10 protein-coding genes and 4 pseudogenes are annotated in these 13,584 nt (G+C 55.6%); 4 read left to right on the top strand and 10 right to left on the bottom strand.

Translation table 11 applies throughout. The annotated features are described in order from the left end of the window. Position 1: 1 nt before the first annotated feature. The 10 genes and pseudogenes from HA45_RS18780 to ydgT all read right to left on the bottom strand — a co-directional run bounded on the left by HA45_RS18780 (position 2) and on the right by ydgT (position 8,331). On the bottom strand, positions 2-994 hold the full coding sequence (locus HA45_RS18780; protein ID WP_338064347.1) for a zinc-dependent alcohol dehydrogenase family protein: 993 nt from the start codon (positions 992-994) through the stop codon (positions 2-4). Continuing rightward, a complete protein-coding gene (gene nth, locus HA45_RS18775; protein ID WP_100699929.1) occupies positions 966-1,601 on the bottom strand; it encodes an endonuclease III in 636 nt (211 codons plus the stop codon). The genes HA45_RS18780 and nth overlap by 29 nt, the downstream gene beginning before the upstream one ends. Continuing rightward, positions 1,598-2,298, bottom strand: a pseudogene (locus tag HA45_RS18770) (electron transport complex subunit E). The gene nth and the pseudogene HA45_RS18770 overlap by 4 nt, the downstream one beginning before the upstream one ends. Further along, a pseudogene (gene rsxG / locus HA45_RS18765) lies at positions 2,295-2,925 on the bottom strand (electron transport complex subunit RsxG). Before rsxG ends, HA45_RS18770 begins: the two co-directional pseudogenes overlap by 4 nt. Positions 2,926-2,927: 2 nt before the next feature. Continuing rightward, positions 2,928-3,986 (bottom strand): electron transport complex subunit RsxD, encoded by a 1,059-nt coding sequence (rsxD, locus tag HA45_RS18760; RefSeq protein WP_100699931.1) that lies wholly within the window; start codon positions 3,984-3,986, stop codon positions 2,928-2,930. After that, positions 3,987-6,296, bottom strand: coding sequence for an electron transport complex subunit RsxC (gene rsxC, locus HA45_RS18755; RefSeq protein ID WP_128598996.1), 2,310 nt, complete (start codon positions 6,294-6,296; stop codon positions 3,987-3,989). Further along, complete coding sequence (rsxB, locus tag HA45_RS18750; RefSeq protein WP_100699933.1) at positions 6,289-6,867, bottom strand: electron transport complex subunit RsxB; 579 nt, start codon at positions 6,865-6,867, stop codon at positions 6,289-6,291. Before rsxB ends, rsxC begins: the two co-directional genes overlap by 8 nt. Then, entirely contained in the window at positions 6,867-7,448 is a 582-nt protein-coding gene (rsxA, locus tag HA45_RS18745; RefSeq protein WP_084938429.1) for an electron transport complex subunit RsxA, read from the bottom strand. Before rsxA ends, rsxB begins: the two co-directional genes overlap by 1 nt. Before the next feature lie 123 nt (positions 7,449-7,571). Beyond that, positions 7,572-8,015 carry a DUF2569 domain-containing protein gene (locus tag HA45_RS18740; protein ID WP_100699934.1) on the bottom strand — a complete coding sequence of 148 codons (444 nt, stop codon included), beginning with the start codon at positions 8,013-8,015 and terminating at the stop codon, positions 7,572-7,574. A 100-nt stretch (positions 8,016-8,115) separates the two neighbouring features. Continuing rightward, a complete protein-coding gene (gene ydgT, locus HA45_RS18735) occupies positions 8,116-8,331 on the bottom strand; it encodes a transcription modulator YdgT (protein ID WP_084938431.1) in 216 nt (71 codons plus the stop codon). Positions 8,332-9,007: 676 nt separating this feature from the next. Here ydgT and ytfQ point away from each other — a divergent pair. The 4 genes and pseudogenes from ytfQ (at position 9,008) to yjfF (ending at position 13,530) form a co-directional block, all read left to right on the top strand. Next, a pseudogene (ytfQ, locus tag HA45_RS18730) lies at positions 9,008-9,963 on the top strand (galactofuranose ABC transporter, galactofuranose-binding protein YtfQ). A 55-nt stretch (positions 9,964-10,018) separates the two neighbouring features. Continuing rightward, the gene (gene ytfR / locus HA45_RS18725; RefSeq protein WP_100699936.1) at positions 10,019-11,539 is read left to right on the top strand and encodes a galactofuranose ABC transporter, ATP-binding protein YtfR; all 1,521 of its coding nucleotides are present in this window, start codon (positions 10,019-10,021) and stop codon (positions 11,537-11,539) included. Then, positions 11,532-12,547, top strand: a pseudogene (gene ytfT / locus HA45_RS18720) (galactofuranose ABC transporter, ATP-binding protein YtfT). The gene ytfR and the pseudogene ytfT overlap by 8 nt, the downstream one beginning before the upstream one ends. After that, positions 12,544-13,530 carry a galactofuranose ABC transporter, permease protein YjfF gene (gene yjfF / locus HA45_RS18715; RefSeq protein ID WP_100699938.1) on the top strand — a complete coding sequence of 329 codons (987 nt, stop codon included), beginning with the start codon at positions 12,544-12,546 and terminating at the stop codon, positions 13,528-13,530. The pseudogene ytfT and the gene yjfF overlap by 4 nt, the downstream one beginning before the upstream one ends. Positions 13,531-13,584: the final 54 nt, after the last annotated feature.

Raw genomic sequence — 13,584 nt, 5'->3', positions numbered from 1 at the left:
TTCACGGGTCCAGACACAGCATGGGCTTGTGTGCACGGCCTGACTGGTGGTAACACGCAATAGCCTCACGCCACTCGTCTAACGAGAAAATCTCCACCTCGCCACATTCGCTGCTGCGCAACAGTGGCCAAAGTTCTGAGAAAAGCTGCTGCCACTGCGCAGCGCCAATATTGCCCAGGGTGTGACGCACATGAAACCAGTGCAGCGCCGGACGAGCGGCATTGACGCTTATCGGCGTCCCACTTAACACCCCGTAAGCGACACACTGCGCGTGCTCAGGCAGCGCTTGCCAGATGCGCTGTCCGGTCTCGCCGCCGACTGCATCAAACACGATATCCGTTTGCGCGCAGACCGCTGCTATCGCTTCTCGGGCCGTTTCCTGCAGCGCTGTCAGGTTTAGGGCGCGTAGCCTGTCTGCGTGCGCTGAAGCGCGATATACCACCACAACCCGACGAGCACCACGCAGGCGCGCCCACTGGGCCAATAAAAGTGCGCAGGCGGATCCACCGGCAGTGACCATCACGTTTTTACCGCTGACCGGCCACTGCTGCAGCATTAGCAAAGCGGCCAGCGGATTGATATAGGCGCGAGCCGCCAAGGTACTCGCAATATCATCCGGCACCGGAATGGCGAGCTGTGGATCGATATCAATGTATCGCTGCCAGCAGCCTGCGCCACGCAGCGGCAACACGCGCTGCCCCACTAAATGTGAGTAAACACAGGGCGCGGCGACCACGGTGCCTACGCCTTCGTAGCCGGCCACCTGTGGCGGCGCGACACGATGACGATAAGCACCGGTAATGGGGATCAGATCAGACGCGTTGACTGGTGCATAGTGCATTTGCACGCGCAGCATGTCAGCGGGACGTGGGGCTAAAAGGGAGGATTCCAGCGTCAGTACATCAACAGGATCGCCAAACTGCCGATACCAGAGCGCAAGATTGCGATCGGCTATCGGCATGGGCTCAGACTTCGGTTTTGGCGTCGAACTCACACAAATCTTCAATCAGGCAGGAGCCGCAGCGCGGTTTACGTGCCACGCAGGTATAGCGGCCGTGTAAAATCAACCAGTGGTGACAGTCGACTTTAAACGCAGAAGGCACCACTTTAACCAGCTTGTCTTCGACCTCTTCGACATTTTTGCCGGGCGCGAAGCGGGTGCGATTGCTGACGCGGAAGATGTGCGTATCTACCGCAATGGTCGGCCAGCCAAATGCGGTATTCAGCACCACGTTGGCGGTCTTGCGTCCGACGCCGGGCAGGGCTTCTAATGCCGCGCGATCTTCCGGGACTTCACCACCATGCTGCTCGATGAGAATACGGCAGGTTTTAATCACATTCTCGGCTTTGCTGTTAAACAGGCCGATAGTCTTGATGAACTCTTTCACGCCATCCACGCCCAGAGCCAATATGGCGGCGGGGGTATTCGCCACCGGATACATCTTGGCGGTGGCTTTGTTCACGCTAACATCGGTGGCCTGTGCGGATAACAGCACGGCAATCAGCAGTTCAAACGGCGAACTGAAGTACAGTTCCGTGGTGGGATGTGGGTTGTCATCACGCAGGCGCGTGAGAATTTGCAGGCGCTTATCCTTATTCACACTGCTTTCCCGGTTTCACCCTGCGGCGCGGCTTCAGGTTCAGCAGCGCGCAGGGCGGCTCGTTGCTTCATTTTCTGATCGATCAGATATTTACCGGCCAGCAGCATACCTAAACCGATAAAAGCCCCCGGCGGCAGCATCGCCAGCAACATCGGTGAATCAAAATGGAACACTTCAATGCGTAGCGCTTTAGCCCACGGTCCCAGCAGTTGATCCGCACCGTTAAACAGGGTGCCGCTGCCGATTAATTCACGAATCGAACCTAACGTCACCATCGCGCAGGTCGCACCCATACCAATGGCAAAACCGTCCAGTGCCGAGAGTGGAATACTGCTTTTGACGCCACCGCTTCTGCACGACCCACTACGATACAGTTGGTCACGATCAGCGGAATGAAGATGCCCAGTGACTGATACAGGCCGTAAGCGTAAGCATTGATCAGCATCTGTACGCAGCTCACCACCGAGGCGATGATCATCACGTAAATAGGGATGCGGATTTCCGCCGGCACCCAACGACGTGAAGCCGAAATGGCGCTGTTGGTAATGGTCAGCACTAACGTGGTGGCCAGACCCAGCCCAAGGGCATTGGTGGCAGTTGAGGTCACGGCCAGCAAAGGGCACAGGCCCAGCAGCTGCACCAGCGCGGAGTTGTTTTTCCACAGGCCGCCGACCAGCAGGGATTTTGCTTCACTCATGGTGCATCTCCACATTCAGGCAGCGAAGAGAGCTTCGCTGGCAACGTTTCAATCAGTAATGCGGTTCGTTTCGTGGCATTCACTACCGCGCGCGGGGTAATGGTCGCACCGGTAAATTGATCAAATTCACCGCCGTCTTTCTTCACCGCAAAGTTCTTGTCGTCGCACCGTGTACCACTTTGCCGTTAAAACTGTTGATCCAGTCGGAAATACGCAGTTCGATCTTATCGCCCAGCCCTGGTGTTTCGTGGTGTTCCACGACACGAACGCCCAGTACTTTGCCCTGGAAATCGGCACCGACCAGCATCTGAATCGCTCCAGAATAGCCGTCTGGCGCGGTGGTCTCAAGCGCCGCTGCAACAGGTTTATCACCTTTACGTGCCAGATAGAGATGATGCGGCTGGTTATTACCTAATGCCGCCGCATCCGTCACCAGGAAACACTCTTGCTGAATATGGTTGTCATACATATCGGTTGGCACCACCTGATCGAGCAGGTTTTTTGCTGCAGCGCCGTCTGATGTTCCACCGTGGGCTTAGTCACATAGTTCACCACCGCTGTGACGCCGGTGGTGATCACCGCAAACGCCGCCAGCGTCACGGCATTTTTACGAATAGCATCGAACATCTTTAATCCTTGCGATGGCCGTAAACGCGCGGCTGGGTGTAGTAATCAATCAGCGGCACGCAGATGTTCGCCAGCAGAACGGCAAAGGCCAGGCCGTCTGGATAACCACCAAAGCTGCGAATCAGCCAGACCAGCAAACCAATCAGTGCGCCATAAATTAAACGTCCACGATTGGTCGTCGATGCGGTGACCGGATCGGTGGCGATAAAGAACGCACCGAGCATGGTCGCGCCGGAGAACAGATGAATCAGCGGCGAGTTCAGCGACTCGGGTGAGAACAACCAGCCGAGGGTGGCGCACAAGGCCAGCGACACCAGGAAACCCGCAGGGATATGCCAGCGAATGGCATTCTTTGCCAGCAGCAGTATGCCACCCAGCAGATAACCGAGGTTGATCCACTGCCAGCCTAATCCCGCCAGCACGCCGGTATAAATCGGCTCTGCCAGTAATTGCTCAGCACTGTGCCCGGCACGTAAACCGGTTTTAAAGGTATCCAGCGGCGTAGCCTGGCTGACACCATCCACACCGAGCTGTAACTGCTGCATGGTTTCACCGGCCAGCGTGTGATTGGTGAAAATCATGCTGAGGGAATCCAGGAGTCCGGGTTTAATTGCCTGCAAAGTATCCGGCGGCAACCAACTGGTCATCTGAACCGGGAAGGAGATCAGCAGTACCACATAGCCAACCATGGCCGGATTGAAAGGGTTTTGACCCAAGCCGCCATATAGCTGCTTAGCGATAACGATGGCAAATACGGTGCCAATCACCACCAGCCACCAGGGCGCCAGCGGCGGCAGACTGATGCCGAGCAACAGCGCGGTGAGCAGCGCGGAGTTATCAGAGAGTGTCGGAACCACGGGCGTTTTGCGCAGACGCAGAATCACGCCTTCGGTGATCCACGCTGTGGCGGTGGCCAGCAGAACCTGAATCAGGAAACCCACGCCAAAGAAATACCACTGCGCGGCCATGCCTGGCACTGCAGCCAGCACCACCAGCAGCATGATGTTGCCGGTGCTGCGGCGGTTATGGGTATAGGGAGAACTTGCGATACGAAAAGCCATTTATTCCTCAGTCGTCGAAGGCTGCTGCTGCGCTTTACGCGCTTTGGCACGGGCGACCGCGGCAGCAATTGCCGCTTTGCGTGGGTCGGCGGAGTCAGGAGAGGCAGCAGCCTCCACTTCAGGAGATGATTCAGGTGCGACTTCAGCGGATTCTGACGCCTGCTCGACAGCAGCAGCGGCTTTCTTCGCTTTAGCGCGAGCGATGGCGGTTTCAACCGCTGCTTTACGCGGATCGATTTCCGCCGCTGGGGCAGCATCAGCAGGTTCTGACGCCTGTTCGCCAGCCGCAGCGGCTTTCTTCGCTTTAGCGCGCGCAATGGCGGCTTCAACCGCTGCTTTACGCGGATCGATTTCCGCCGCTGGGGCTGCATCAGCAGGTTCAGGCGCCTGTTCGCCAGCCGCAGCGGCTTTCTTCGCTTTAGCGCGTGCAATCGCCGCTTCAACCGCAGCTTTACGTGGATCGATTTCTGCAGCAGGGGGTGCATCAGCAGGTTCTGACGCCTGCTCGGCAGCCGCAGCGGCTTTCTTCGCTTTAGCGCGTGCAATCGCCGCTTCCACTGCTGCCTTGCGCTGATCGGCCTCAGCCGCAGGGGTTTCAGCAACGTCACTGACCGGTTGCTCAGCTATACCAGACTTCTTAGCTTTCGCACGCGCAATCGCTGCTTCGACTGCTGCCTTGCGTGGATCGCCAGACTGGCGGCTCAGCGCCTGCGTTTCTGACTGTTTTTCTGCCTGCTGAGCTAAAGCCTGCGCATGGCGAGCCTCGCGCTCGGCGGTTTCCTGCTCTGGCGTTTTGGCAGCACGCGCCTTCACGCGTGCAACCGCCGCGTCACGTTCACCCTGATCGCTGCGCGCCACACGCTGCTTGGCCTCTTCATGGCGCGCTTCACGCACCAGTTTTTCACGTTCTAAACGTGCCTGACGTGCTTCAAAACGCGCCTTAGCTTCTGCGGTGCGCTTCGCTTCAAGATCGATAGCGCGCAGTTCGGCCTTTTCCTGACGATAATATTGCACCAGCGGGATATTACTCGGACAGACGTACGCACAGGCACCGCACTCAATACAGTCGTCGATATTATGCGCGCGCGCTTTCTCGTGATCGCCACCCTGGCTGTACCAGAACAATTGTTGCGGCAGCAGCTTCGCCGGGCAGGCGTCCGCGCAGGCACTGCAACGAATACAAGATTGCTCTTCTTCGTTATTGCCCATCTCACTGGCCGAAGGCGCCAGAATACAGTTCGAGATTTTCACCAGTGGCACATTGAGTGATGGCAGCGTGAAGCCCATCAGTGGGCCGCCCATAATCACCATCTGACGTGAACCTGGCGTGAAACCCACATGATGCAACAGATGGCTAACCGGCGTACCAAGACGTCCCCAAACGTTACGCGGCTGCGCAATGGCTTCGCCTGTCAGCGTGACGACACGTTCGGTAATCGGCTCGCCATCGATAATGGCGCGCTTTACCGCCCACGCGGTACCGACGTTCTGCATCAGCACGCCAATATCGGTGGAACGACCGCCGTGCGGCACTTCAACGCCGGTAAGAATCTGGGTCAGCTGTTTGGCACCCCCCGACGGATACTTGGTGGGGACAACGCGCACCTGCAACTCTCGGTCGCCACCCAAAGCCTGCTTCAGCGCAGCAATCGCTTCAGGTTTATTATCTTCAACGCCGATCAGTACGCGCTCTGCCTGCAAAACCCAGGCGAGAATACGACAACCCTCCAGCACTTCAGCCGCGCAATCCTGCATCAAACGATCGTCGGCAGTGATGTAAGGTTCACACTCCGCTGCGTTGATAATCAGTGTTTTGACGCCGCGCAATCCACCGCGCAGCTTGGTGGCGGTCGGGAAACCAGCGCCACCTAAACCGGCGACGCCTGCCTCATGAATGCGCTTGACGACATCTTCACGCGACAGCGCACGGAAGTCAGGTTGCGGATCGAGTGTGGTCCAGCGGTCTTCACCATCGGCGCGCAGGAAAACGCACAGTTCAGAAAGGCCTGAAGGGTGCGCGGTCATGTGGGGGGCGATTGCTTCAATGGTGCCCGAGGTTGGCGCGTGCACCGGCAGCATGCGTCCGCCGCCAAAGGTCAGCGGTTGACCACGCAATACGTGATCGCCAGGCGACACGCAGATCTCGCCTTCATGGCCGATATGCTGTTTCAACGGAATAATGAACTGTTCCGGCAGCGGCAACTGGCTTAACGGCGTGCCGTTGGACTGAGTTTTCATTTCCGGCGGATGAATACCGCCCTGAAAATCCCACAGCTTCTCTTTGCGGAACAGGTTTAACAAATTAAGCATGAGTTTCTACCGGGATCACTCGGACAGGAATGGTTTCGAGATCCCACTTCCAGTTGGCCGTGGTGGGGGCAACCGGACGCATTTCAATGCAGTCGGTCGGGCAGGGAGCAACGCACAAATCGCAGCCGGTACAGACATCGCTCAACACCGTATGCATGGCGCGGGTGGCACCGACAATCGCATCCACCGGGCAAGCCTGAATACATTTAGTGCAACCGATGCAGTTGGCTTCGTCAATCCACGCCACGGTGCGGATGGGCTCCTGCACTTCCTCGCCACCATCCAGCGGCTGCGGTTCAACGTTCAGCAGCGCGGCCAGCTTGAGCATGGTCTGCTCGCCGCCGGGGGCGCATTTATTGATGGCTTCACCGTTATTGCCCACGGCATCTGCATAGGGGCGACAACCGGGATAACCACACTGACCGCACTGACTCTGCGGCAAAATGCTGTCGATCTGTTCAACGATCGGATCTTCTTCCACCTCGAATCGGCGCGAGGCGTAGCCGAGCAGGGCACCAAACACCAGCCCCAGCGCAGCAATCGCCACAATAGCAATCCAAATCGCGGTCATTAGAATTTCACCAACCCGGTAAAGCCCATAAAGGCCAGCGCCATCAAACCTGCGGTGACCAAAGCGATCGAGTTGCCCTTAAACGGCGCCGGGACGTTGGCTAATACCAGGCGTTCGCGCATCCCCGCGAACAGCACCATCACCAGCGAGAAGCCGAGTGAGGCACTGAAACCATAAACCGCGGCTTGCAGGAACGTATGGTTGAGATTCACGCTGAGCAAGGGCACACCAAGCACCGCACAGTTAGTGGTGATCAGCGGCAAGAAGATACCCAGCAAGCGGTAGAGCGACGGGCTGGTTTTGCGTACCACCATTTCGGTGAATTGCACCACCACAGCGATCACCAGGATATACGCCAGGGTGCGCAAGTACACCAAATCGAGTGGCACCAGAATCAGATGGTTCACCAGCCAGGCGCAGATCGCCGCCAGGGTGATCACGAAAGTGGTGGCGAGTCCCATGCCAATGGCCGTTTCCAGTTTTTTTGACACGCCCATAAAGGGACATAGGCCGAGAAACTTCACTAACACGAAGTTGTTCACCAGCACGGTGCCAATAAAGAGAAGTAGATAGTCGGTCATTTTTTAACCTGGGAAGTCGAAAGGCGTCTATTATCCGGAATTGAGAGATGCATCTCAACCTCTACACAAAATGTGCGTTAGCCGAGAGCACTCAGAATTAAATTCCTGACGAAACTCACGCCATTATGGCTGGATAAACGTCTGTTTGACCCGTTGGGAACGTTTAAAGTAGGGGACAAACACGGCAGCGGCCAGCAGTGACAGCAGCAGCGTTTGAATCGCTTTGTTGTCCGCCACCGGGGTAAAGGCAAAGGTTTTTAACGCCAGTAACACCGTCAACAGCAGCCACAGGATGTAGTGACGTGGCAAACGGCGCGAGCGTTTACAGAAAATCCAGCAGACCCAAATACTGTAGGCCCAGACCACCGCGGCAGTGAGCAGAGAAATCGACCATTGTTTTACCAGCATGCCATCGTGTGAAAACAGCGTGGTGCGCATTTCGGTGTTAAACAAAGGGCTCAGATACATGGCGACGACCAGCGCACTGGTCAGCATCGTCATAATCAGCCAGGCCAGCGGTAACAACAGCCAGCCAGCAATACGTGGCGGGTTCACCGATTCGGTCATCTTGCGATCCTGTAGCGAAATTTAGAGGGCGTGTTATGTCCAAACGGGGCACGCCCGACATGGACAACGCAATAGTGCAGAAAAAGGCGGGAAAAACCAATTACATTACATAGCGCCAGACAGATTTTGGCACGCGGCCCATATCGAAAAGGCGGCCGCCAGAAACGAGTTCAGCACGTCGATGATCGGCAGCGCGATACATATTGATGATGTCATTATCATCGGTCAGCGAATAATTCAGATGGTCGTAGAGTTTTTCCAGACTATCGAGATTATTCACTTTGCGGAATTTCAGCAGGTAATCTAGCGCAGTCATGATTGCCATTAAAAAAATAGGGAACTCGGAAGTGCCCAAGTATAGGGAGCACGCAGTCAGAGTCCATATGCCAGCGCTAAAAAAATTCAAAAATCAGACAACGTGAGCTAATTCGCTCATCAAAAGACACTTTTTCTTCATTTCATGTTTTTTAACGCGCATTTAATGCGGAATATAAGGCAAATTGCCCCCCGATATTCGCCAGGGTGTGAAAAAATCTCACAGGGTGAATAGCGTTCCGCTTTCAGGTTATTTTCTGCATCAATACGCCTGTTTTTTCCTCGGGCTCGGCAGTGATTTGGCTGGTTTAATCCCATCGGGTCTGCAATCAACGTCTCAGTTGTTGAAACGGGCGATCGCATAGTGTGCGAATAATCACAAAACTGATCATTGCCCCCTGCCAGTACTACATAACCATTCTTTACGCAGCGCCTGTAATCGCTTCCAGTAGCGACAATCATAACCGATTCTCTTTATTACATTTATTTAACCGCCACTGAAATAAATGACAGGTAATTTGTCCATAATGCTGGTACGACTTCTTATTGGATTAATAGCGTAACTCCTTTAATTCATTCTATTTTGTGAGGCATGTCGCGCTTGTTTTCTCGCATTTGCGCCAGGCTTAATCCGCGTTTGTACCCCTACAGCAAACTCCCTTCAGAGGAATGAAATTATGTGGAAACGTTTACTCTTAACCGCCATGGTGAGTTCAGCACTCAGTACGTCGGTACTGGCCGCTGATATGACGGTGGGCTTCTCGCAGGTTGGCTCGGAATCTGGCTGGCGTTCAGCGGAAACCAACGTGGCGAAAAGCGAAGCGCAAAAGCGCGGTATCACGTTGAAAATCGCCGATGGTCAGCAGAAGCAGGAAAACCAAATCAAGGCCGTGCGTTCCTTCATCGCACAGGGCGTTGATGCCATCTTTATCGCGCCGGTGGTACAAACCGGTTGGGAACCCGTGTTGGAAGAAGCGAAAGACGCCAAAATCCCGGTGTTCCTGTTAGACCGTGCCATCGTGGTGAAAGATAAGTCGCTGTATATGGCAGTAGTGACCGCAGACAACGTGCTGGAAGGCAAGTTGATCGGTGACTGGCTGGTGAAAACTGTCGCGGACAAGAAATGTAACGTGGTTGAGTTGCAAGGCACCGTCGGCGCCAGCGTGGCGATCGACCGTAAAAAAGGTTTTGCCGAAGCGATCGCAGGACATAACAACATCAAAGTGATCCGTTCCCAGTCCGGCGACTTTACCCGCAGTAAGGGTAAAGAAGTGATGGAGAGTTTCATCAAGGCGGAAAACAACGGCAAAAACATCTGCATGGTATATGCACATAACGATGACATGGCGATCGGTGCCATTCAGGCCATCAAAGAAGCGGGTCTGAAGCCAGGCAAAGATATCCTCACCGGCTCTATCGATGGCGTGCCGGATATCTATAAGCGATGCTGGCGGGTGAAGCCAATGCCAACGTGGAACTGACGCCAAACATGGCGGGCCCGGCATTTGATGCATTAGAGAAATTCAAAAAAGACGGCACCATGCCGCCAAAAATTATCAAAACCGAATCGAAACTGTACCTGCCTGACTCTGCGCAGGCGCAGCTCGACACCAAAAAAGGCATGGGTTACTGATCCCCGCAACCGCCCTTCGGGGCGGTTTTCATGACGTAAGGCGAGGTAGAACCTGATGAGCACCGCAGATGCATCCACACTCCTGACTCTCAACGGTATCAGTAAAGGTTTCCCCGGCGTGAAAGCGCTGGATAATGTGTCGTTCAGCATTCGCAAAGGCGAGATCATGGCGCTGCTGGGCGAAAACGGCGCTGGCAAATCCACGCTGATCAAAGTGCTGACCGGCGTCTACACCCGTGATGCAGGCACCATCACCCTGAATGGCACCGCCATTTCTCCGCACAATACCGCCGATGCGCAGCAAATGGGCATCGGGACGGTTTATCAGGAAGTGAATCTGCTGCCGAACATGTCGGTCGCGGACAATTTGTATATTGGCCGTGAACCGCGTCGCTTCGGCATGATTGACCGCAAACGCATGGTGCGTGATGCCGATGCGCTGATGCGCAACTACGGTTTTGCCCTCGATGTGACGCGTCCTCTGGGCCATTACTCGGTGGCAATGCAGCAGATCATCGCCATTTGCCGCGCCGTGGATCTCTCTGCGCAGGTGTTAATCCTCGACGAACCCACCGCCAGCCTGGATGCCAGCGAAGTGGAGATGCTGTTTACCCTTATGGCGCAGTTGAAAGCCAAAGGGATGAGCCTGATTTTTGTCACACACTTTTTAGACCAGGTGTATCGCATAACCGATCGCATCACCGTATTGCGGAACGGCCAGTTTATCGCCACGCGTGATACGGCAACGTTGCCGCAAATCGAATTAATCAAACTGATGCTGGGGCGCGAGCTGCTGGAAACCGCCTTACAGCGTCAGGGCAGCACGCTGAAAAGCAATCAACCGGTGGTGTCCTTCAAGGATTACGGCAAGAAAGGCACCATTGAACCTTTCAACCTGCAGGTGCGCCCTGGCGAAGTCGTCGGGTTAGCGGGGCTGCTGGGTTCTGGTCGCACGGAAACCGCCGAGGTGCTGTTTGGCATTCGCCGCGCAGACAGCGGCACAGCCACCATTAAGGGCAAACTACAGCACATTCGCACTCCCGCCAAAGCCTCGCATCTTGGCATGGGCTTCTGTCCGGAAGATCGTAAAACCGACGGGATCATTGGGGCGGCTTCGGTACGAGAAAATATCATTCTGGCGTTACAGGCGCAGCGCGGCTGGCTGCGTCCCATTAAGCGCCGTGAACAGCAGGCCATCGCGGAGCGCTTTATCAAAAGCCTGGGGATTCGCACGCCGCACGCCGATCAGCCGGTAGAACTACTCTCCGGTGGCAATCAGCAGAAAGTGCTGCTGTCGCGCTGGCTGGTGACTAAACCACAATTCCTGATCCTTGATGAACCGACGCGCGGCATTGATGTGGGCGCGCACGCCGAGATTATTCGTCTGATTGAGTCCCTGTGCGCCGACGGACTGGCGCTATTGGTTATCTCCTCTGAACTCGAAGAACTGGTGGGTTATGCCGATCGCGTGTTGATCATGCGCGATCTGAAGCAGGTGGCTGAAATCCCGCTCGAGCAACTGTCGGTGGCCTCGATTGTGAACGCCATCGCCGATGGAGGAGCACAACATGCTTGAATCCCCTATGACACATCCAAAACCCGAGCGGCGTAAGCCGAAATTACCGCCAGGCATGCCGCAGATTGTCGCGCTGATTCTGGTGCTGCTGGTCGATAGCCTGGTGGCGAACAATTTTTTGCCGTGCATATTCAGGACGGCCGCTTGTTCGGCAGCCCAATCGATATTCTTAACCGCGCTGCCCCCGTTGCTCTGTTGGCGATTGGCATGACGCTGGTGATCGCCACCGGCGGCATCGATTTGTCGGTGGGCGCGGTGATGGCCATCGCGGGCGCGACGGCCGCCACGCTGACAGTCGCTGGCCACAGTCTGGCCTTTATCATCCTCGCCACACTGGGCACCGGGCTGGCCTGCGGACTGTGGAACGGCGTGCTGGTGGCGCTACTGAAGATCCAGCCTTTCGTCGCCACGCTGATTTTGATGGTAGCCGGGCGCGGTATTGCTCAGTTGATCACCCAGGGCCAGATTGTCACCTTCAACAGCGATAGCCTCGGCTGGTTCGGCAGCGGTTCATTGTGGTTGCTGCCGGTTCCGGTATGGATAACCTTGCTGGTAGCGCTGTTGGTGTGGCTGCTGACACGCAAAACCGCGCTCGGTCTGTTTATCGAAGCGGTAGGGATTAACCTGCGCGCTGCACGCAATGCGGGTGTGACCGGTTGGTTAGTGGTGATGTCGACCTATGCCATCAGCGGAGTGTGTGCCGCCGTAGCGGGTCTGATTGTCGCTGCCGATATCCGGGGTGCCGATGCCAATAATGCCGGACTGTGGCTGGAGCTGGATGCGATTCTGGCAGTGGTGATCGGCGGCGCATCTTTGATGGGCGGACGTTTTAATCTGGTGTTGTCGCTGGTGGGCGCGCTGATTATTCAGTCGATGAACACCGGTATTTTGCTTTCTGGCTTCCCGCCGGAGCTGAATCAGGTAGTGAAAGCGGTGGTGGTAATGTGTGTGCTGCTGCTGCAATCACCGCGCTTTATCGCGATGTTGAAAGGGAGACGACCCAAATGATTAAACGCCATCTGCCTTTGATGATTACGCTGCTGGTGTTTGTCGCCGGTTATCTGTTCTGTCTGAGCCAGTTTCCCGGCTTTGCTTCCACGCGCGTGATCTGCAATATCCTGACCGATAATGCGTTTCTCGGCATTATCGCGGTGGGCATGACGTTTGTGATTCTGTCGGGCGGTATCGATCTGTCAGTCGGTGCCGTCATCGCCTTCAGCGGCGTATTTCTGGCGAAGATCATCGGCGATTATCATGTCGATCCGATTCTTGCCTTCGCGATTGTGTTGGCAATGGGAGCACTGTTTGGCGCCATGATGGGTTGGCTGATTGATGCGCTGAAGATCCCAGCCTTTATCATTACTCTGGCAGGGATGTTTTTCCTGCGCGGCTGCAGCTATCTGGTTTCGGAAAACTCAATTCCCATCGATCATCCGCTGTATTCCACATTATCGAGCCTGGCGTGGAAGATTCCCGGCGGCGGACGACTTAGTCTGCTGGCGGTGATTATGCTGGTGGTAGTGATCGGCGGCATTATCCTCGCGCATCGCACCCGTTTTGGGAATCAGGTGTATGCCATCGGCGGCAGTCTGACGTCGGCGCAGTTGATGGGCGTCTCCACCCGAGCGACCACCATTAAGATTTATATGCTTTCAACCACCCTGGCGACGGTGGCAGGGATCGTGTTCTCAATCTACACCTCGGCCGGTTATGCGCTGGCGGGATTGGGTGTGGAATTGGATGCGATTGCTTCAGTGGTGATCGGCGGTACTTTGCTGTCCGGCGGGGTAGGCACGGTGCTCGGTACGTTGTTTGGGGTGTTGATTCAAGGTCTGATTCAGACATGGATTAATTTCGATGGCACGCTGAGTTCATGGTGGACGAAAATCGCCATCGGTATTCTGCTGTTCGCATTTATCGCACTGCAGCGCTTGCTAACTGTGATGTGGGACCGTCAAAAGAATGCGCCGGTTAAGCGTATAGCTTCGTAGTCGTTAGTGCGAACCTGAATGTTTGATTCATATTTAGCTCCAAAAAACCGCAAT

This window comes from Pantoea rodasii (assembly GCF_002095465.1).
GTDB classification, from domain to species: Bacteria; Pseudomonadota; Gammaproteobacteria; order Enterobacterales; family Enterobacteriaceae; genus Pantoea; species Pantoea rodasii.
Note: the sequence above shows the minus strand (reverse complement) of the source record. Positions and strands in the feature narration are given on the sequence as shown.